Origin of the sequence: Pseudoalteromonas aliena, assembly GCF_038155085.1 — a bacterium.
Classification (GTDB): domain Bacteria; phylum Pseudomonadota; class Gammaproteobacteria; order Enterobacterales; family Alteromonadaceae; genus Pseudoalteromonas; species Pseudoalteromonas aliena_A.
This window is the reverse complement of the sequence record NZ_JBAKAU010000018.1, coordinates 46,020-63,657: the sequence shown is the minus strand read 5'-3', so window position 1 is coordinate 63,657 and position 17,638 is coordinate 46,020. Positions and strand designations below refer to the sequence as shown.

Below are 17,638 nucleotides of genomic sequence, written 5' to 3'. Positions count from 1 at the left end.
TTGTGTGGCGATAGCAAAATGTTAGTTTTGGTTTGTTTCTTAATGGGGTAATTGATATGGTGTTATTCCTCAGAATGGAAAATAATAAGAAGCCGTGAGCTGATAAAATTATGGATGATGCGATAAAACAACATGTAAATCAAAGTACAGTGGAATCTTTATTGTACACGCTTTATTGGTTGGCCTTTTTTTTACTGGTGCTCCCAATGGCCTCACGCTTAATTATTTTTTTATCGGGTGGTGGAGCATTATTATTAAATGACCTTACTCATATAGAGCAGCTAGATACCAATCCTGGTTTAATTTTTACATCTACCTTCCTCACTGCTGTACTTACGCTGCCATTTTTAAAGTCTACTCTTGATGCGAAAAATAAAAGCGAAGTTATTGGGCGCTTAGCAATAAAGAAAGTGGCTCTTCTTCCTTTAATCATTACAGTGCTATTAACGGCGGCTTACTTATTGCTGGAACAATGGTTTTTTAGTTTGATGGAAGTTGCCTTGCCAGATTTTATGTTAGAAGTTGAAGCACAAACAAACTCGTTTTTAGCTAAAATTATGCTGTTTTTAGCAGTCGTATTTATTGGGCCTATATTTGAGGAAGTAGTTTTTCGAGGAATAGCATTCTACAGGCTGAAAAAAAACGCCTTGGGAGCCAGTGGCGCAATTATTATTCCAAGTATCGTGTTTACATTGATACATGGACAGTATGATCAAATTGAAATTTTTATTTCACTGTTTATATTTTCATGCTTGATGGGGTTAATTCGTCATTTATCGGGTAATCTGTGGTATTTCATTATCGCTCACATGATCTGTAATTTATTAGCAATAGGTGAATCTATTAGGTGATATTAAATGACTTATCAGTTAACTTTATTTTCTTGCTTAGTTCTTTTGGCTTGCTACTAGTAAGCGCGATATAAAATCGCGCCTATTTATTGCCAAAATACTTATTTGTTAATTAATCAGGAGACCTCAGGATTAGCAAACACCGCTTTGAATAACCACTAAGCAAGGTGGGCTTTTTAAAGGTTAGTTATGAGGGGAAGGTTACTAGCAAATACTCACCGCGTTAAGTATTTGCTAGTGAGCTAATTAAGTGTTGCCTAACACATGTTTTAAACGGTTTTGTACTTCATGCACAAGTAAGTCAGGCTGAAATTTTGATAAAAATGCATTACAGCCTACTTTCTCCACCATGGCTTGGTTAAAGCTGCCACTCAGGGACGTGTTAAGAACAACATGTAAGTTTTTTAAGCGGTTGTCGTTACGTATTTCATAGGTTAAGCGATAGCCATCCATTGAAGGCATTTCGGCATCGGTAATCACCATTAGCAGCTCTTTTTCAACATCGCGTCCATCATCAGCCCAGCTTTTTAGCATTTGTAGAGCTTCTAGACCATTACTGGCAGGAATTATTTCGATACCAAGCTGCGATAACGTATCGTTAACTTGCTTACGCGCTGTTGGCGAGTCATCAGCATGCAGTATTTTTCGCCCAGAGAATTCGTTGACTATGGTTTGATCCAATACCCCATCAGAAATATTAACTTCGTACTCCACTATTTCAGCCAGTACTTTTTCTACATCAATAATTTCTACCAAGTGTTCCACGTCATCGCGCTGTACTTTAGTAAGTGCAGTAATGTAGTGATTTTTACCTACTGAGCTGGGTGGTGGCATAATATCAGACCAGGTCATGTTCATGATTTGATCAATTTTACCGATTAAAAAACCTTGGGTGGTGCGGTTGTATTCAGTTACGACCAGATTACAATCGTCGCCATGTTCTTTGTGTGACATAGAAATAGCTTGGCGTAGGTCAATCACTGGAATAGATTCACCTCGAATATTAGCAACACCCGTAACCTTAGGGTGAGAATGTGGTATTTTGCTTAAACGGGGGAGCTTAACCACTTCTTTAATCTTAAATACATTCAGTGCAAATAAATGGCGGCTATGTAAATAAAAAAGTAGCAATTCTAAACGATTCTCACCTACAAGCTGAGTACGTTGATCAACTGACGCTAAAACACCTGACATAATAGACTCATTCTTTTCTCATAACTTAATAACTATAGTTTACTCTTATTTTTATCCATAACGAACCGTGAATATTTCGATTACAGTAAACGTTGCCTAAGTGCTATCATGTGCAGTATTGTGTTACCAAATGATTTAAATAATCAACCGATTAATAAAAAATTATGCATCATATTTTTAAACGTATTGTTGTGCTGTTGCGCAGCCATATTGATCAGCTCAGCTGGCAGGCTGTGATATTGGCAATATTAACCCACATGCTAATAACCTGGGGTTTATTGTATGTAGCAAATGAACAAGCGCTTACCTCGATTACCACTTTTTTTTACTACTACACAGTGACAACCTCAACAGTAGGATATGGCGATTTTAGCCCAGAGAGCGAGCTTGGTCGCTGGGTTGTAGCGTTAGTACAGATTCCGTTTGGTTTAGCTTTATTTGGTGTTTTGCTTGGAAAAGCAGGGCAAACAGTGACTTACTTAATTAGGCGCGTTATGACCGGTGATAAAAACTTTGCTCATAGTAACAACCATATAATTATTTTTGGTTGGCACGACACTCGTACAAAAAAGATGATTGATTACATTTTAGCAGATACGAAGCGAACTAATCGTCGTATTTTACTCGCGGTAACAGAGCAAATGGATCATCCTTTTTTATCTAACGAAAGCGTTGATTTTGCACGTTTAACTAGCTTTACAAACTTAGGGGAGTTAGAGCGTGTAGCTATTCGCAGTGCTGATAAAGTGATTATTGATGGTCAAGATGACGACCAGACATTTACAACAGCCCTGCGCATTAGTCGCTTAGTAAAAGATGATTGTCATATAAGCGCTCACTTTTTAGATGAAACCAAAGTTGAGATGATGTTAGAGCATTGCGAAAATGTAGAGTGCAGCAGTGCCAAATCGGCAGAAATATTAGTGCGTTCAATGCAAGATCCAGGTTCGAGCAGGGTGCAAGAGGAACTGCTATCTACTTTGCATGGTGATACACAGTTTAGCTTGAAAATACCAAGCGGCTGCAAAGATATGGAGTTTGGTACTTTGTTTCATCACTTTAAGCTTGAACATGATGCAATATTGTTGGGTGTTGCTCATAATTTAAGTGCGCAAAATATGGATTTAAACCCACCACTTGATTACAAAGTTAGTGAAGGCGATATTCTGCACTATATATCGGTAGATCGAGTATTAAACAGTGAAGTAGACTGGTCGAGTCTAGAAAAATAATGAATGAAGTTGTATTTTTAATTATGATTTTAAGCGCTTATATTTTACCTGTTGTTATAGTAGTAAATAGTAAGCGCACCCAAGGCCACGAAAAAAACGGCTGGTTAATAGGCGTTATTATATTTTCGTGGCTTGGGCTTATTATGTACTTTGCTATTGTGCCAAAGCATGGTCGCAAAAAAAGAAAGAAGAAAAAATCGTCATAGTATTATTCTAATTGCTTAAGTTTATGCTCTATTAGTGGGTCGTCAGGTACAATTTGCTGAGCGACCTCCAATAGCTGAATCGCATCATTGGGGTGTTCATCTTGATGCTTAAGCGCTACATCAATTAATGGTTGAATATCAATTTTGGCCTGATGTTCCTGCACGTGCACCTCTTTTTCATCGGCTAAAATCTTATGTGCGGTACTTAACAATGCTAAGCGGTGAGGCGACTTTGCATTAGCCTTATTTAGGCTTTGATAATACTCTTCTTTTAAACGCAGTGTTTTGGTTTGCAAACGAAACTGCGCAATATCAATTTGCTGGTGGCGAATAAAATCGACAGCAACTTGTTTATAAAAACCAAATTTACTCAAATAAGTAGCATGAGTGCCGTGCCCCATACCAAATACACGAAAATGAGTCAGCTGCGGGTAACGCTTAGCATGTAAGCGGTCTATTTTATTGGTAGGGTCATAAATTATATACCCTTTAGCATGGCCTAAATCGAGGTCGCTATAATCGCTTTGCCAATCAAATTGTTGTGCAAGCGTAGTGCTTGAGCGGTTATCCCAAGGGACTATTTCGGTATTTTTGGTACTGACAGGGTGAAAGAACAACACCTGATCGAGTTTTAATAATTTTGCAAATGCGCCCACAGCAAAGCCACCACGGCTTAAGCCATAGCCTAAACGGCACTTAAATGGGCTAAGTAAGGTTGATAGTTGTTCTAAAAAGAAAATCAAATTACGGCTTCTAAACCAATTACTTGTACCTAAGTGCTGAAATGAAATTACATTAACGTTTTGTTTTTGTGCTAAATGAAAACCCCAAGGGGCAAAGTTATCGGTCAGATCTTGCTCTTGTACGTTGGTACCTGCGGGGGAGAATGTAAAAAGCAGGGGCTTATTTATGTCAACAAAGTCATATTTTACGTACACATCACCGAGTAAGTCACCGCCGTTTATAGGCAGCTTAGTTTGTTGTTCATCACGACAAAGCGTTAACCATTCATCTAACCAATACAGTAATTTCATTAATCCCCCAATTATATCTTGGCGGGGATCGTATCAAACCCGGCTAAAAGAGGTCAAACATAGCCAGGTTGTAAGCTAGGTAAGTGTTTTTAATTGCTCATGGCAATTATTTCGTTCCAATCGTTTTTAGTTACTGGCATAACTGAAAGGCGACCTGCTTTTTTAAGTGCAAGTTCGGTTATAGCATTGTTAGCTTTTATATCTTTTAAGCTGGCTCGTTTATTTAAATGGCTTTTATATGTTACTTCAACAACAAACCAGCGCGGTTTATCACTAGTGGCCTTTGCATCGTAATAATCGCTACTTAAATCAAACTGTGTTGGATCTGGATAGGCCTCACATGTCACAGTGGCTATACCTACAACCCCTACAAGTTTGCAGCTTGAATGGTAAATCATTACTTGGTCGCCTAGCTTTATATCATCACGTATAAAATTACGCGCTTGATAATTACGTACACCTTCCCAAAGTGTCGTTTGGTTTGGTGCGTTTTTTAAATCATCAATTGAAAATGCATCGGGTTCTGTTTTAAACAACCAATAAGACATAGCGTCATTCCTAACAAAGATTTACATAGTTGTAGTCTATAGTATCATTAACTTATCAGGGGATTGAGGAAGAAATGATGAGCCAAGTATTAGATGATTTATTGTCGTTGTTATCGCTTGAAGAAATTGAGCAAGGTTTATATCGCGGACAAAGCCAAGATTTAGGTTTTGGTGCTGTATTTGGCGGTCAGGTTATGGGGCAGGCGCTTTCTGCTGCAAAAGAAACATTACCTGAAGGGCGCATAGTTCACTCATTACATTCTTACTTTTTACGCCCAGGTGATGCAGCTAAGCCCATTGTCTACGATGTAGAAACCATACGTGATGGAAAAAGCTTTAGTACGCGCCGTGTAAAAGCGATTCAGTACGGTAAGCCTATTTTTTACATGACTGCGTCTTTTCAAGGTGAAGAAGAGGGCTTATCGCATCAGGCAACTATGCCAAATGTGCCGCCACCAGAAGAGCTGCGTTCATCACTTGAATTTTACCAAGAAAATGCTGCACATATTCCAGAGGTAATTCGTAATAAATTTATTCGCGAAATGCCAATTGAAATGCGTCCGGTGACTTTTCATAACCCATTTAAGCCTGAAGCAATAGAGCCTGTAAAACATATTTGGTTTAAAGCCAATGGTGAAATGCCGGACGATCAGCGCATTCATAATTACTTACTTGCTTATGCTTCAGATTTTGAGTTTTTGCCTACTGCGCTTCAGCCACACGGCGTATCGTTTATGCAACCAAATATGCAAGTCGCGACAATTGACCATGCTATGTGGTTTCATCGCTCGTTTAGATTAGATGATTGGATTTTATATACAATCGACAGCCCAAGCGCTAGCTCAGGCCGAGGATTAGTTAGAGGGCAGTTTTTTGACCGACAGGGCAACTTAGTTGCCTCAACAATACAAGAAGGGGTTATGCGCCAGCGCTAACCTTTACACAGCGATAAAGTGCTAGTTACACTGACCTTGCACTATATCGCTGATTGATTGCCAAATACGAGCTGGCAATAACGTTTTAAGGTGCATGTAAGTTTCACAAAGTTGCGTGCTACCCACTAAACCGTTTTCACCTTCTGTTATTAAAAACTCACCGCGTAAGTTATCAATAAAGCCAACTAACACTTTTTTGTCAAAAAACTCAGGTGTTTTAATACCATGAAGAGTCCCTAAGCGCTCTGCAAGTACTTGGCTTTCTCTTTCAAGCTCGGCTTTTTCAATGCCATTACTTGTTTGAATAAAACCGATTACAATAGCGTATCGTTGTAGAGTAAAGCTAAGTGCTCGTCCGAGCATTTCTAGCTTAGCTAAGCAGTCATTGCTGTTCGTTATATGAACGTTATTATTATCAAACTCAATTAAATTTTGATCGGCAAAATTAGCTAAAATACGCGTTATGTAGTTTTCATCAAGAGGCTGTAAATACCATTCTTTAGCAAACAACGGATAAAACGTTTTTACAAGTTGCTGGCATTGTTCAATAGTTGTGCTGTGTTGTTTAAATAGATGTAGCGCAATTAAGCTTGGTACGGCAAACAAATGCAAAATATTGTTTCTGTAGTAATTAAACAGTACTTTTTCTTTATCGCTAATCGTAATGATTTCGCCAAACTCATCGCTGATAACTTCAAACTTATTTAGTTTTAATGCATGCGTTAACAGTTGCTCAGGTGTTTCGTCTGGTGTAGTTACTTTATTGCTGTAGCTGGCATCGTGCTGTAAGCGTAAATAAAAATCAAGCTGTGCTAATAGTTTTGGTTTACTTAATGCTTGTTTATCATTAACCAGCAATATCATGGCAAGTAAGTTAACTGCATTAAGCGCTGCAGCATTGTTTATTTTTACCATTACTTGGTCAGCAAGCGCTGCAACTTGCGGTCCTAACCATTGTGGCTTTTGTACATCGGTTGGGTGAATTGAATCACGCCAATCTGGTTGGTTATCATTTAAATATTGGTTGATTGAAATTGGCTCGCCAAAGTTTAAATAACCGCGGCCATAGTTTTTAAGATTTTTTATGGCTTTAAAAATACCGAATATCGACTCGCCTTTTTTATCTTTACCAGCCAGCTCTTTTAGATAGGTATTAATTTCCATTACATGTTCATAACCGATATATACAGGCACTATAGAAATAGGACGGTCTATTCCACGAAGCATTGCTTGCAAGGTCATTGCAAGCATACCTGTTTTAGGTGGGAGTAAACGTCCAGTCCGGCTGCGACCACCTTCGGTATAAAATTTAACAGAGTAACCTTTAATAAACAGTTGACTTAAGTATTCCTTAAATACGGCTGAATAAAGCTTATTGCCAGCAAATGAGCGACGAATAAAAAACGCACCAGATCGCCTAAATATACCACCGGCAGGGAAAAAGTTAAGATTTATACCAGCAGCTATATGTGGAGGTACTAAGCCTAAATGATAAATAGAGTAAGTAAGCAATAAGTAATCCATATGGCTGCGATGACAAGGCATATAAATAATCTCATGACCTTTATTTGTTAGCTCATGAATTTGCTCTGCATGTTTAATATCAATACCGTTATATAGTTTATGCCAAAGCCATGTTAAAAAACGGTCTGCAACACGAATCATTGCTTCGGAGTAATTTGCGGCTATTTCATCAAGTAACTTAAGTGCATTTTGGCGCGCTTCTGTTTGGCTTATGTTTTTAGATTTAGCTTCATCTTGAATGGCTTTTTTTATTGTTGGTGAAGCAAGAAGAGAGTTAAATAATTGCTCGCGAGAAGGCATTTTAGGGCCAGTTGCCGCTAGTTTTTGGCGCTTAAAGTGGACACGAGCAACACGCAGTAGTTTATGTGGCAGCTCACTCACATCGGCTTTTTCATTTACTAAAAGTGATAAATCGAGTGGTTGGCTAAAGCGAATAAAGTTGTCGCGCCCTGAAAATAACACGACAAAAAATTTTCTAAACCAGCTTGGAGTAAGAGAGTGTGTAATTAAAGTACGTAGCCCTGGCTTTTCTTTACCTGGATCGCGCCCCCACAAAATAGTAACAGGCACTACTTGCACATTCTTTTGCCCACTATTTAATAAGTGCTCAACAATCTCTTTGCCTTGAGCAAGTGCAGTGGTTGGTTTTGCTTCGTCACCAAATAATGGCGGTGGATTTTTAATGCCAATAAAACGCTCTAGCTGTTTATTACCTAACACTTGTTCTTCAGTTGGACTAGGTAAGCCATGCTTTCTACACACACGAGCAAGTGCCGCTAAGTCAAAACGTGAATTTAGTCGCACTATGTAGAATGTAGGATATTGAGGGTTTAGCTCATACTGCTCAATCGGGTTCTCAGGAAGCACTTTACTTTTTACTAGTAAGCGGCTTACTCCAGCAGACATAACATTTAAACAATAATTAAAAATACGCATCGACTCACCATATTGAGAGTGTTAGAAAGCAAAATAAGCCTATAGGATACCATAATATCAGTGAAATTCGTTATTTTACGTAATTGGTTATAAGCTAATAATTGACTGTATGCGGCAGTATAGGTTCAAGTATAGTTATTTATTATCTAGTACATAACGGGCTGTAGCTTATTTAATCGAATACCCGGTTTTAATTCTTTTATAATTAGTTGTTGCATTTATCACCAATGTCACTATAATACGCAGGCTTTCAAAATTCCCCCGGGAACTTGAAAGGATAAATTAAGCTTGGATTTCAAGCTAATAAACAGGAGTTCCGATTTGGAACTCAACGTAGATATAGATTAACAACCGGCATCTTAATTATTGAGATTGTTTCGGTCGTTTTTTTATGCTCTTTAAATGCTCTTTATATTGAGGTTTAAGAATGTCAAATCAACGCATTCGTATTCGCCTAAAAGCTTTTGACCACCGTTTGATTGACCAATCAACGGCGGAAATCGTGGAAACTGCGAAACGCACTGGCGCACAAGTACGTGGTCCAATTCCACTACCTACACGCTTTGAACGTTTTACTGTACTTACATCACCGCACGTTAATAAAGACGCGCGTGATCAGTACGAGATCCGCACCCATAAACGTCTGATCGACATCGTAGAACCAACTGACAAGACTGTAGACGCTCTAATGCGTTTAGACCTTGCTGCTGGTGTTGATGTTCAAATCAGCCTGGGTTAATCGAAAGATTAGAGAGGTTATAGGAAAATGGCATTAGGTCTAGTCGGTCGTAAAGTGGGTATGACACGTATCTTCACTGAAGATGGTGTATCTATCCCTGTGACAGTTATTGAAGCGACTCCTAACCGCATTGCTCAGATCAAATCTGACGCAACAGACGGTTATAACGCGCTTCAAGTAACCGCAGGCACTAAAAAAGCAAGTCGTGTAAACAAAGCTTCAGCGGGTCATTTCGCTAAAGCTGGTGTTGAAGCGGGTCGCGGTCTGTGGGAATTCCGCCTAAATGGTGGTGAAGGCGATTTTGAAGTAGGCGCTGAGCTTACTGTTGAATTATTCAACGAAATCAACAAGGTTGACGTAACCGGTACTTCTAAAGGTAAAGGTTTCCAAGGTGGTGTTAAGCGCTGGAATTTCAGCATGCAAGATGCAACTCATGGTAACTCTCTATCTCACCGTGCTCCTGGTTCAATCGGTCAAAACCAATCACCTGGTAAGGTGTTTAAAGGTAAGAAAATGGCCGGTCATATGGGTGCTGAGCGTGTAACGACTCAAAACTTAGAACTAGTTCGCGTTGACGCTGAGCGTAACTTGCTATTAGTAAAAGGTGCTGTACCTGGATCTATCGGCGGTGACGTTATCGTTAAACCAGCTGTTAAAGCATAAGTCCTGGAGATTTAGTGATGGAATTAGCAATTAAAGACGCTTCTGGCGCTCTTGAAGTTTCTGAAGCTACTTTTGGACGTGAGTTTAACGAAGCATTAGTACATCAAGTAGTTGTTGCATACGCAGCAGGTGCTCGTCAAGGTACTCGTGCTCAGAAGACACGTTCTGAAGTAAGCGGTGGTGGTAAAAAACCATGGGCTCAAAAAGGTACTGGCCGTGCACGTGCTGGTACAATTCGTAGTCCAATTTGGCGTTCAGGTGGCGTTAGCTTTGCAGCTAAACCACAAGACCACAGCCAAAAAGTAAACCGTAAAATGTACCGTGGTGCGATTAAAAGCATCTTATCTGAATTAGTTCGTCAAGAGCGTTTAATCGTTGTTGAAAGCTTTGGTTTAGAAGCACCAAAGACAAAAGAATTAGTTGCTAAGCTTAAAGAACTTGAGCTTAAAGATGTTCTTATCGTGACTGAAGAAGTAGATGAAAATCTTTTCTTATCGGCACGTAACCTTTATAAGGTTGACACGCGTGATGTAGCTGGTATCGATCCTGTAAGCTTAATTGCTTTCGACAAGGTACTTATTACAGCCGCTGCTGTTAAGCAACTTGAGGAGGCGCTAGCATGATCCGTGAAGAACGTCTTTTAAAAGTGATCCTTGCTCCACATATCTCTGAGAAAAGCACCATTGCTGCTGAAGAAAACAATACTATTGTTTTTAAAGTAGTAAATGACGCAACTAAAGCTGAAGTTAAAGCAGCAGTTGAGAAGCTTTTTGAAGTAGAAGTAACGGGTGTTCGCACACTTAACGTTAAGGGTAAAACAAAACGTACTGGCGCACGTTTCGGTCGTCGTAGCGACTGGAAAAAAGCTTACGTTACTCTTAAAGAAGGCAGCGAGCTAGACTTTGTCGGCGGCGCCGAGTAATAAGGGGATAGAATTATGGCACTTCAAAAGTGTAAGCCTACTTCTGCGGGCCGTCGTCACCTAGTTAAAGTGGTTAACTCTGATCTACATAAGGGTAAGCCATACGCACCACTTTTAGAGAAAAACTCTAAATCAGGTGGTCGTAATAACAATGGTCGTATTACGGTTCGTCATATCGGTGGTGGTCATAAGCAACATTACCGTTTAATCGATTTTAAACGTACTAAAGATGGCATTCCAGCCACTGTTGAACGTTTAGAATACGATCCAAATCGTAGCGCAAACATCGCTCTTGTATTATATGCAGACGGTGAGCGTCGTTACATTATCGCACCTAAAGGCTTAAAAGCTGGTGATGCAATCCAGTCTGGTGTTGATGCACCAATCAAACCTGGTAATGCATTGCCTATGCGTAACATGCCTGTAGGTTCGACTGTTCACAACGTAGAATTAAAACCAGGCAAAGGTGCTCAAATCGCACGTTCTGCTGGTGCATACGTTCAAATCCTTGCTCGTGATGGTCAATATGTAACATTACGTCTTCGTTCAGGCGAAGTACGTAAAGTTGAATCTGATTGTCGTGCAACGCTAGGTGAAGTAGGCAATGCTGAGCATATGCTTCGTTCACTTGGTAAAGCAGGTGCAAATCGCTGGCGTGGTATTCGTCCGACAGTTCGTGGTGTTGCCATGAACCCGGTAGATCACCCACACGGTGGTGGTGAAGGTCGTACATCTGGTGGTCGTCATCCTGTGTCACCATGGGGTAAACCGACTAAAGGTGCGAAGACGCGTAAGAACAAGCGTACGGATAAATTTATAGTACGTCGTCGTACTAAGTAATATTGAGGAATAGCCATGCCACGCTCTCTCAAGAAGGGTCCTTTTATAGACCTACACTTGCTGAAGAAGGTAGAGAAAGCTTTGGAAAGCGGTGAAAAGAAGCCAATTAAAACTTGGAGCCGTCGTTCAATGATCATACCTAACATGATCGGATTGACCATTGCTGTCCATAATGGTCGCCAGCACGTGCCAGTTTTCGTTTCTGACGAAATGATTGGTCACAAATTAGGTGAATTTGCACCAACTCGCACTTACCGTGGCCATGCTGCGGATAAGAAAGCGAAGAAACGATAAGAGGGGAAGATAAATGCAAGCATTAGCTAAACATAAATTCGCCTCTGGTTCGGCGCAAAAAGCTCGTCTAGTTGCAGACCAAATTCGCGGACTACCTGTAGACCGCGCATTAGAAATCCTGGCGTACAGCCCGAAAAAAGCGGCTGTATTAGTTAAGAAAGTACTTGAGTCTGCTATTGCTAACGCAGAGCATAACGAAGGTGCTGACATTGATGAGCTTCGTGTAACTACGATTTTTGTGGACGATGGTCCAACAATGAAACGTATTATGCCACGTGCTAAAGGACGCGCAGACCGCATCCTTAAGCGTACAAGCCATATCACTGTTATGGTTTCAGATAGCTAGGAGTATAAGTAATGGGACAAAAAGTTCATCCTACTGGTATTCGCCTAGGTATATCTAAACCTTGGGTTTCTACCTGGTACGCGAGTTCAAAAGATTTCTCTGATCAGCTTTTTGGCGATCACAAAGTACGTACTTTCCTTACTAAGGAATTAAAAGCGGCTTCTGTGTCTAAAATCGTTATTGAGCGCCCAGCTAAATCTATCCGTGTAACAATTCATACGGCTCGTCCGGGTGTTGTTATTGGTAAAAAAGGCGAAGACGTAGAAAAATTACGTCAAGCGGTAACTAAGATTGCTGGTGTACCTGCTCAGATTAATATTTCTGAAGTACGTAAACCAGAACTTGATGCACAACTAGTAGCAGACGGCATTGCCTCTCAACTAGAGCGTCGTGTTATGTTCCGTCGCGCTATGAAGCGTTCGGTACAAAATGCAATGCGTATCGGTTCTAAAGGGATCAAAGTTGAAGTTAGCGGTCGTCTTGGCGGCGCAGAAATCGCACGTTCAGAATGGTATCGTGAAGGTCGTGTACCTCTACATACTCTTCGTGCTGATATCGACTACGCAACTTCTGAAGCCTTAACCACTTATGGTATCATTGGTGTTAAAGTTTGGATTTTCAAAGGCGAAGTTATTGGTGGTTTACCACTAGTACAAGAGCAAGAAAAACCAGCTAAACGCGCACCAAAGAAAGCCAAAAAAAGTGCTAAGTAGAGGTAGCGAGTAATGTTACAGCCAAAACGTACAAAATTCCGTAAAATGCACAAAGGCCGCAACCGCGGTTTAGCGCAAAACGGTAACAAAGTAAGCTTCGGTACTTTCGGTTTGAAAGCTACTGGTCGTGGCCGCATGACTGCTCGTCAAATCGAAGCAGCTCGTCGTGCTATGACGCGTCACGTGAAACGTCAAGGTAAAATCTGGATCCGTGTCTTCCCTGACAAGCCGATCACAGAAAAGCCTCTTGAAGTTCGTATGGGTAAAGGTAAAGGTTCTGTTGAATATTGGGTTGCTGAAATTCAGCCTGGTAAAGTACTTTACGAAATGGAAGGTGTTTCAGAAGAGCTTGCTCGTGAAGCGTTTGACCTTGCTGCTCGTAAACTGCCATTCAAAACAACTTTCGTAACTCGGACGGTAATGTGATGAAAGCAAGCGAACTAAAAGATAAAAGCGTAGAAGAGCTTAATGCTGAACTTCTAGGACTACTTCGTGAGCAATTTAATATGCGCATGCAAGCTAGCACTGGTCAGTTAGCTCAGACACACACGCTAAGAACAGTACGCCGCGATATCGCGCGTGTAAAAACAGTTATTAACCAGAAGGCAGGTCAATAATGAGCGATAAAATTCGTACTCTTCAAGGCCGTGTAATCAGCGACAAGATGGAAAAATCTTTCACTATCGCTATCGCACGTTACGTGAAGCACCCAATCTATGGGAAATTCATTAAACGTACGACTAAGTTACACGTACATGACGAAAATAACACAGCAAAAGCGGGTGACGTAGTTACTATCCGTGAATGCGCACCAATCTCTAAGAATAAATCTTGGACTTTAGTAGACGTTATTTCTAGTCCAAAACTAGCTTAATTTTTAATTAAATTAGTTTTGTAAAAAAAGCCCCGGCATTAGCTGGGGCTTTTTGTTTTTAGCAGCATAGTAAAACCACGTCTTGTTACTTTTTTGAACCTAATAATAGTATCCCCTTTAATATACTAAACCTGCTTATCTATACTTTTAAAGTAAACTGTTTTCATGGACAGAAATCTTCCAAGGGAGCTATCACGCATCGCTTAACTTTTATCTTCATAGGCTTTCACGTTGCTATTTTAAAGGCAAACAATTAAGACAACGTAACTAACACAGTAATAAAAAGCTATATGATGGTAGAGCTTTAATATTTCCCAGTGTTAAAAATCCTAATAAACCGCGTTGTCCACTTTCTAAATAAAACTGAGTCTGAAGTTAGCTTCTTATAGTTGAGGCGTTTAAAGAACGCAGTTCTAAAGTTAATTAACAACTAGATTTACAGAGTGTTATGAATATCAAACGTAAACTCATTAACAAGCCGCGATAGTAAAGGCTTAACGCAGGCATTACTGTAATTAATATTATGAAGGGTGATGTTAAGTAACTATTCTTAACAGCCATGTAAAAGTGAAGCTCGTATTTTTCTCGCTAAGTTTATGGCTTGAATGAAGTCACTTAACTTTGTGGTAACTCGGGGGCTGTTACTTCGTAAAGTCGTATAAAAATAAGAAAGTAATGGTTTATATTGAGCACTTTAGTGCTCTCAAATCAGAGGATTATAAGAAGCAGAGGGCAACCATCAAAAATATACTCAATTGATAAATAAAGCATTCATACCTATTAGCATCAATGGGGCTATATCTTCTTAATAAATTTTAGTAACAAATGCATTTTTCGAAAAAATGCCAGTAACAATCGATAGTAAAATGCTTAGCGAGGAGCTTACAATTAAAAAACGGTTTTCAATTCGACTAATTTTTCTTTCGCCTACAATTTGGTAAGTCACGTCCCCCTCAATAAAGCGCTCACCTTGATATTGCTGGCTGACATTAAATGCTAAAAAATCGCCTGACTTTGCTTGATAGGTAAAATAGGTTTCGGGATAAAAAATTTCGTAGGTTGCACACATCCAAATAACAAGGCCAGTAATAAACAGAGCTAAACTTATAACCAGCATTTTCTTAGTTGATGTATTTATAGGTGGCTTTGAGGGTAAGTAATTATTCAAGCATGATTTACCATAGCAAAGTTCGAGTTTTTCAACAACTTCAGCGGAGGGAGTAAATTGTCCATTTTCGAGTTTTGATAAGTAAGATTGCTGAATGCCGATTTCCCGTGCAGCAAATGCTTGGGTCCATTTATTGTTAACTCTCAAGCGTTTTAACTCTGTTCCTAGCGGCGACATGTTTCCATACTCTAATTATTTATTCACCTGATTATTATCGCTAAAAATGCTGCATTTAAATAGTCTATTACGCAATATTCATTATGATGAAGTAAAAGAATATTATGAATATTAATAAGTTAAGTTTTAATTTACTATAAATTGATTATGCTAGGCTTACAATTAACAAAAGGAGTATGGAATGAAATTACATTATTATAAAGCCGTCGCATTTATTACTTTGGGGTTTTTATCCCCTATGTGTGTTGCAGAGCAAGTGTTTGCAATTAAAGCGACCATTTATAAATTAGAAAATAATATAACAATAGATAGTCAAATAGATGAAACATTAAAAAATTTACAACCCATTCATCAACCTCAGCTTTTAGCGAGTCTAAATAAAAGTGCATTAATTGAAATAGGCGGCGATGAACAACTAACAGCACTGGAGATTAAAACTAATGAAGAGGGAAGTTATTATAATGCGAGTATGAAACTGAAAGAAAAAGTAGATAGTCAATGGGAGTCTATAACGTCTTTTATGCCAAATATTCCAAACGGACAAACTGTGTATTTTAGTCGCACATTTACGGGCAGTGTATGGCTAATTAAATTAACAGGAAAACGCTATGAATCTATAGAGCTAGGTCAAGCGAGTTTTAATTAGCCCCAACACAAGTCGGGGCTATTATATTTACCAAATCATTTCTACAAATTCTGGGTGGTCGATGTACGGGTTACGATTGCCTTGAAAATCAAATGCGGCTTGGTTGCGGTCAAGCTCCATTTGGCTAACAGGGTCAGCGTTATGCCAATTAAGCAGCATGGTTACAACCCAACTCTCGAATACTTGATTGCTTGAACCATTTAGCACGGCATTACTTGCAGTTGTGTTATTTTGCCACGAGCCTATTACGTTCTCGTAGCGCGTAGCCATATAAAAATAAGCACGCGCAAAGTCACCCTTAAACTCATCTATTGGCTCAAATACAGTGCCAGAGTAATTAATAGAACTCGCTGCAGAGCCCAGTTTACTACCATTGGTTGATGTGAATGTTGCGCTTGCTACTTCACCAAATGGGAAATTACTACGTTTTGAGTTTACATAACCGTCGGTTGCGTAAATATGATGCACATCTGAGTTCATTGGCTCAATAGTGCCGCCAAACCAGCTTTTAGGAAATGAATGCTCACGGTTGTAACAGCCGCCTTCTCCACTATAGTTACCACATTGGTCACTCACCGCAGTATAATTGTAGCTATCTGAGCCATTTGGTTTCTCGCTATACATATCTAAAATGCTGTTATCGTTTTCAAAGTATTTATCACGTGCAGATGAGTCGTAAAAATTCCAAATAGCCGAGTAACCCTGTGCATTATGATCTTTAATAATATTATAAAGCTCAGTTTTTAGTGCATAACCTGATAACCCTTGAGCAGTAACATAGTAGCCAGTGGGTGTTGGGTTGGTTCCGCCGCCATCACCAGAGCCACTACCTAAAGTAAATGCCGTGCTGTCTGTATTATTAAAACTTGCACCGCTAGCAAGTGTGGTAGAGCCTTGCTTAAGCGCATAACTGCCACTACCTGTTGAACAACACATACCATCGCCGTAACTGTCGCTAATAACAAGTGTGTAAGTACCATCAGTTAGGCATATTGGCTCATCATACTGAGTGTTTGATGCGTAACCACTGCCGTTAGCAACAGCGCTACCTTGATTGTTATTAACGGCCCAGCTAGTTTCGCTACCGTAATTATCGGTGTTAAGCGTTAAGGTAAGGCTATTGTCGGTGCAACTTGTTGATGCGTTGCCATCAGTATTTGGTAAAAAGTTATCTACGTATACGGTTTCGCTGCCATCAAATCCACTTACATCGTAAAACCTAAGCCCAACACTAATTGTTTTATCACTGCTTGCTGTATAGCTATGGCTAATTGTTTGCCATTGGTTAGTTTGTGCTTGATTTGAATAGCCTTGATAGCCATCTACATATAAGCGCGCTTTAATTTTACCTTCGGTGTGGTAAACATCAGCCGAAAAGTTATAGGTTTTACCCGCTTCTACAGCAACTTGTTGTAGTAAATCAGTGTTACTTTGCGATCCTGTTGTTACGTTGACAGCAGCAGAGCTACTACCGCTTTTAACTACACTAGTTGAGCGCGTTAAGCTGATCCCGCTATCAATAGTGCTCCAAGAGCTAGGTGTATTACCTGACCATTGTTCAAATCCGCCATTAGCAATATTGGCCATTACAGGGAATGAGCCAAGTAACAAAGCGGTGCTAAGTAGTTTATTTTTATATTTCCCGTGTAACATAGTTGTTCCTATTTTTATTTTGAATGAAGAATATACCCTACATTAGTTAGGTTAAAAAATTGTTAGTTTAAAGTGCAATGAAAAGCAACAATAGGTCTTTAATCTGTTTTTAAGGTCTTTATATAAATTAATAACTAAATGGA

Annotated in this window: 22 protein-coding genes; 16 read left to right on the top strand and 6 right to left on the bottom strand. The window is 39.6% G+C overall.

Annotated features, from left to right (window positions below; translation table 11 throughout):
- Nucleotides 1-110 precede the first annotated feature (110 nt).
- Entirely contained in the window at nt 111-851 is a 741-nt protein-coding gene (locus tag V6260_RS15325) for a type II CAAX endopeptidase family protein (protein WP_341594986.1), read from the top strand.
- Nucleotides 852-1,097: 246 nt separating this feature from the next.
- Here the strand turns inward: V6260_RS15325 and V6260_RS15320 are convergent, their stop codons facing one another.
- A complete protein-coding gene (locus tag V6260_RS15320; RefSeq protein WP_341594985.1) occupies nt 1,098-2,045 on the bottom strand; it encodes a chemotaxis protein CheV in 948 nt (315 codons plus the stop codon).
- 164 nt (nt 2,046-2,209) lie between these two features.
- On the opposite strand from V6260_RS15320, the gene V6260_RS15315 reads away from it, so the two are divergent.
- Both V6260_RS15315 and V6260_RS15310 read left to right on the top strand, forming a co-directional pair.
- The gene (locus tag V6260_RS15315) at nt 2,210-3,277 is read left to right on the top strand and encodes a potassium channel family protein (RefSeq protein ID WP_341594984.1); all 1,068 of its coding nucleotides are present in this window, start codon (nt 2,210-2,212) and stop codon (nt 3,275-3,277) included.
- Nucleotides 3,277-3,483, top strand: coding sequence for a PLDc N-terminal domain-containing protein (locus tag V6260_RS15310; RefSeq protein WP_341594983.1), 207 nt, complete (start codon nt 3,277-3,279; stop codon nt 3,481-3,483). Before V6260_RS15315 ends, V6260_RS15310 begins: the two co-directional genes overlap by 1 nt.
- A 2-nt stretch (nt 3,484-3,485) precedes the next feature.
- Here V6260_RS15310 and V6260_RS15305 read toward each other — a convergent pair whose 3' ends face one another.
- Nucleotides 3,486-4,517: a cytosolic protein gene (locus tag V6260_RS15305; RefSeq protein WP_341594982.1), complete on the bottom strand. Its 1,032-nt coding sequence runs from the start codon at nt 4,515-4,517 to the stop codon at nt 3,486-3,488.
- Nucleotides 4,518-4,606: 89 nt separating this feature from the next.
- The gene (locus tag V6260_RS15300; protein ID WP_341594981.1) at nt 4,607-5,065 is read right to left on the bottom strand and encodes an EVE domain-containing protein; all 459 of its coding nucleotides are present in this window, start codon (nt 5,063-5,065) and stop codon (nt 4,607-4,609) included.
- Between the two features lie 77 nt (nt 5,066-5,142).
- Between V6260_RS15300 and tesB the strand changes: the two genes are divergently transcribed.
- The gene (tesB, locus tag V6260_RS15295; RefSeq protein WP_341594992.1) at nt 5,143-6,000 is read left to right on the top strand and encodes an acyl-CoA thioesterase II; all 858 of its coding nucleotides are present in this window, start codon (nt 5,143-5,145) and stop codon (nt 5,998-6,000) included.
- Between the two features lie 21 nt (nt 6,001-6,021).
- Here tesB and plsB read toward each other — a convergent pair whose 3' ends face one another.
- Complete coding sequence (plsB, locus tag V6260_RS15290) at nt 6,022-8,460, bottom strand: glycerol-3-phosphate 1-O-acyltransferase PlsB (RefSeq protein ID WP_341594980.1); 2,439 nt, start codon at nt 8,458-8,460, stop codon at nt 6,022-6,024.
- A gap of 427 nt (nt 8,461-8,887) precedes the next feature.
- Between plsB and rpsJ the strand changes: the two genes are divergently transcribed.
- Genes rpsJ through rpsQ form a run of 11 tightly spaced genes read left to right on the top strand, consistent with a single transcriptional unit; the run spans nt 8,888 to nt 13,851 of the window.
- On the top strand, nt 8,888-9,199 hold the full coding sequence (rpsJ, locus tag V6260_RS15285) for a 30S ribosomal protein S10 (protein WP_002957900.1): 312 nt from the start codon (nt 8,888-8,890) through the stop codon (nt 9,197-9,199).
- A 27-nt stretch (nt 9,200-9,226) separates the two neighbouring features.
- Nucleotides 9,227-9,862, top strand: a complete 636-nt coding sequence (gene rplC / locus V6260_RS15280) for a 50S ribosomal protein L3 (RefSeq protein ID WP_006791361.1) — start codon at nt 9,227-9,229, stop codon at nt 9,860-9,862.
- 17 nt (nt 9,863-9,879) lie between these two features.
- Nucleotides 9,880-10,485 (top strand): 50S ribosomal protein L4, encoded by a 606-nt coding sequence (gene rplD, locus V6260_RS15275; RefSeq protein ID WP_008108340.1) that lies wholly within the window; start codon nt 9,880-9,882, stop codon nt 10,483-10,485.
- Nucleotides 10,482-10,784 carry a 50S ribosomal protein L23 gene (gene rplW, locus V6260_RS15270; RefSeq protein ID WP_054206127.1) on the top strand — a complete coding sequence of 101 codons (303 nt, stop codon included), beginning with the start codon at nt 10,482-10,484 and terminating at the stop codon, nt 10,782-10,784. The genes rplD and rplW overlap by 4 nt, the downstream gene beginning before the upstream one ends.
- Before the next feature lie 15 nt (nt 10,785-10,799).
- Nucleotides 10,800-11,624, top strand: a complete 825-nt coding sequence (gene rplB / locus V6260_RS15265) for a 50S ribosomal protein L2 (RefSeq protein ID WP_002957895.1) — start codon at nt 10,800-10,802, stop codon at nt 11,622-11,624.
- A gap of 15 nt (nt 11,625-11,639) precedes the next feature.
- A complete protein-coding gene (rpsS, locus tag V6260_RS15260) occupies nt 11,640-11,918 on the top strand; it encodes a 30S ribosomal protein S19 (RefSeq protein WP_004588689.1) in 279 nt (92 codons plus the stop codon).
- A gap of 13 nt (nt 11,919-11,931) precedes the next feature.
- Nucleotides 11,932-12,264 carry a 50S ribosomal protein L22 gene (gene rplV / locus V6260_RS15255; RefSeq protein WP_006791357.1) on the top strand — a complete coding sequence of 111 codons (333 nt, stop codon included), beginning with the start codon at nt 11,932-11,934 and terminating at the stop codon, nt 12,262-12,264.
- A gap of 11 nt (nt 12,265-12,275) precedes the next feature.
- Complete coding sequence (gene rpsC / locus V6260_RS15250) at nt 12,276-12,977, top strand: 30S ribosomal protein S3 (RefSeq protein ID WP_004588691.1); 702 nt, start codon at nt 12,276-12,278, stop codon at nt 12,975-12,977.
- A gap of 12 nt (nt 12,978-12,989) precedes the next feature.
- Nucleotides 12,990-13,403 (top strand): 50S ribosomal protein L16, encoded by a 414-nt coding sequence (gene rplP, locus V6260_RS15245; protein ID WP_002957890.1) that lies wholly within the window; start codon nt 12,990-12,992, stop codon nt 13,401-13,403.
- Nucleotides 13,403-13,594 carry a 50S ribosomal protein L29 gene (gene rpmC, locus V6260_RS15240; RefSeq protein ID WP_002957889.1) on the top strand — a complete coding sequence of 64 codons (192 nt, stop codon included), beginning with the start codon at nt 13,403-13,405 and terminating at the stop codon, nt 13,592-13,594. The genes rplP and rpmC overlap by 1 nt, the downstream gene beginning before the upstream one ends.
- Nucleotides 13,594-13,851 carry a 30S ribosomal protein S17 gene (rpsQ, locus tag V6260_RS15235; RefSeq protein ID WP_007376193.1) on the top strand — a complete coding sequence of 86 codons (258 nt, stop codon included), beginning with the start codon at nt 13,594-13,596 and terminating at the stop codon, nt 13,849-13,851. The genes rpmC and rpsQ overlap by 1 nt, the downstream gene beginning before the upstream one ends.
- A gap of 805 nt (nt 13,852-14,656) precedes the next feature.
- Here rpsQ and V6260_RS15230 read toward each other — a convergent pair.
- On the bottom strand, nt 14,657-15,196 hold the full coding sequence (locus tag V6260_RS15230) for a helix-turn-helix transcriptional regulator (RefSeq protein WP_341594979.1): 540 nt from the start codon (nt 15,194-15,196) through the stop codon (nt 14,657-14,659).
- Between the two features lie 181 nt (nt 15,197-15,377).
- Between V6260_RS15230 and V6260_RS15225 the strand changes: the two genes are divergently transcribed.
- Nucleotides 15,378-15,842: a hypothetical protein gene (locus V6260_RS15225; protein ID WP_341594978.1), complete on the top strand. Its 465-nt coding sequence runs from the start codon at nt 15,378-15,380 to the stop codon at nt 15,840-15,842.
- Between the two features lie 27 nt (nt 15,843-15,869).
- Here V6260_RS15225 and V6260_RS15220 read toward each other — a convergent pair whose 3' ends face one another.
- On the bottom strand, nt 15,870-17,495 hold the full coding sequence (locus tag V6260_RS15220; protein ID WP_341594977.1) for an endonuclease: 1,626 nt from the start codon (nt 17,493-17,495) through the stop codon (nt 15,870-15,872).
- Between the last annotated feature and the right edge of the window lie 143 nt (nt 17,496-17,638).

What these genes read in the sequence shown, in the direction of transcription:
- V6260_RS15325 (WP_341594986.1), top strand. Translation starts at nt 111, where the DNA reads ATGGATGATGCGATAAAACAACATGTAAATCAAAGTACAGTGGAATCT.
- V6260_RS15320 (WP_341594985.1), bottom strand. Translation starts at nt 2,045, where the DNA reads ATGTCAGGTGTTTTAGCGTCAGTTGATCAACGTACTCAGCTTGTAGGT.
- V6260_RS15315 (WP_341594984.1), top strand. Translation starts at nt 2,210, where the DNA reads ATGCATCATATTTTTAAACGTATTGTTGTGCTGTTGCGCAGCCATATT.
- V6260_RS15310 (WP_341594983.1), top strand. Translation starts at nt 3,277, where the DNA reads ATGAATGAAGTTGTATTTTTAATTATGATTTTAAGCGCTTATATTTTA.
- V6260_RS15305 (WP_341594982.1), bottom strand. Translation starts at nt 4,517, where the DNA reads ATGAAATTACTGTATTGGTTAGATGAATGGTTAACGCTTTGTCGTGAT.
- V6260_RS15300 (WP_341594981.1), bottom strand. Translation starts at nt 5,065, where the DNA reads ATGTCTTATTGGTTGTTTAAAACAGAACCCGATGCATTTTCAATTGAT.
- tesB (WP_341594992.1), top strand. Translation starts at nt 5,143, where the DNA reads ATGAGCCAAGTATTAGATGATTTATTGTCGTTGTTATCGCTTGAAGAA.
- plsB (WP_341594980.1), bottom strand. Translation starts at nt 8,460, where the DNA reads ATGCGTATTTTTAATTATTGTTTAAATGTTATGTCTGCTGGAGTAAGC.
- rpsJ (WP_002957900.1), top strand. Translation starts at nt 8,888, where the DNA reads ATGTCAAATCAACGCATTCGTATTCGCCTAAAAGCTTTTGACCACCGT.
- rplC (WP_006791361.1), top strand. Translation starts at nt 9,227, where the DNA reads ATGGCATTAGGTCTAGTCGGTCGTAAAGTGGGTATGACACGTATCTTC.
- rplD (WP_008108340.1), top strand. Translation starts at nt 9,880, where the DNA reads ATGGAATTAGCAATTAAAGACGCTTCTGGCGCTCTTGAAGTTTCTGAA.
- rplW (WP_054206127.1), top strand. Translation starts at nt 10,482, where the DNA reads ATGATCCGTGAAGAACGTCTTTTAAAAGTGATCCTTGCTCCACATATC.
- rplB (WP_002957895.1), top strand. Translation starts at nt 10,800, where the DNA reads ATGGCACTTCAAAAGTGTAAGCCTACTTCTGCGGGCCGTCGTCACCTA.
- rpsS (WP_004588689.1), top strand. Translation starts at nt 11,640, where the DNA reads ATGCCACGCTCTCTCAAGAAGGGTCCTTTTATAGACCTACACTTGCTG.
- rplV (WP_006791357.1), top strand. Translation starts at nt 11,932, where the DNA reads ATGCAAGCATTAGCTAAACATAAATTCGCCTCTGGTTCGGCGCAAAAA.
- rpsC (WP_004588691.1), top strand. Translation starts at nt 12,276, where the DNA reads ATGGGACAAAAAGTTCATCCTACTGGTATTCGCCTAGGTATATCTAAA.
- rplP (WP_002957890.1), top strand. Translation starts at nt 12,990, where the DNA reads ATGTTACAGCCAAAACGTACAAAATTCCGTAAAATGCACAAAGGCCGC.
- rpmC (WP_002957889.1), top strand. Translation starts at nt 13,403, where the DNA reads ATGAAAGCAAGCGAACTAAAAGATAAAAGCGTAGAAGAGCTTAATGCT.
- rpsQ (WP_007376193.1), top strand. Translation starts at nt 13,594, where the DNA reads ATGAGCGATAAAATTCGTACTCTTCAAGGCCGTGTAATCAGCGACAAG.
- V6260_RS15230 (WP_341594979.1), bottom strand. Translation starts at nt 15,196, where the DNA reads ATGTCGCCGCTAGGAACAGAGTTAAAACGCTTGAGAGTTAACAATAAA.
- V6260_RS15225 (WP_341594978.1), top strand. Translation starts at nt 15,378, where the DNA reads ATGAAATTACATTATTATAAAGCCGTCGCATTTATTACTTTGGGGTTT.
- V6260_RS15220 (WP_341594977.1), bottom strand. Translation starts at nt 17,495, where the DNA reads ATGTTACACGGGAAATATAAAAATAAACTACTTAGCACCGCTTTGTTA.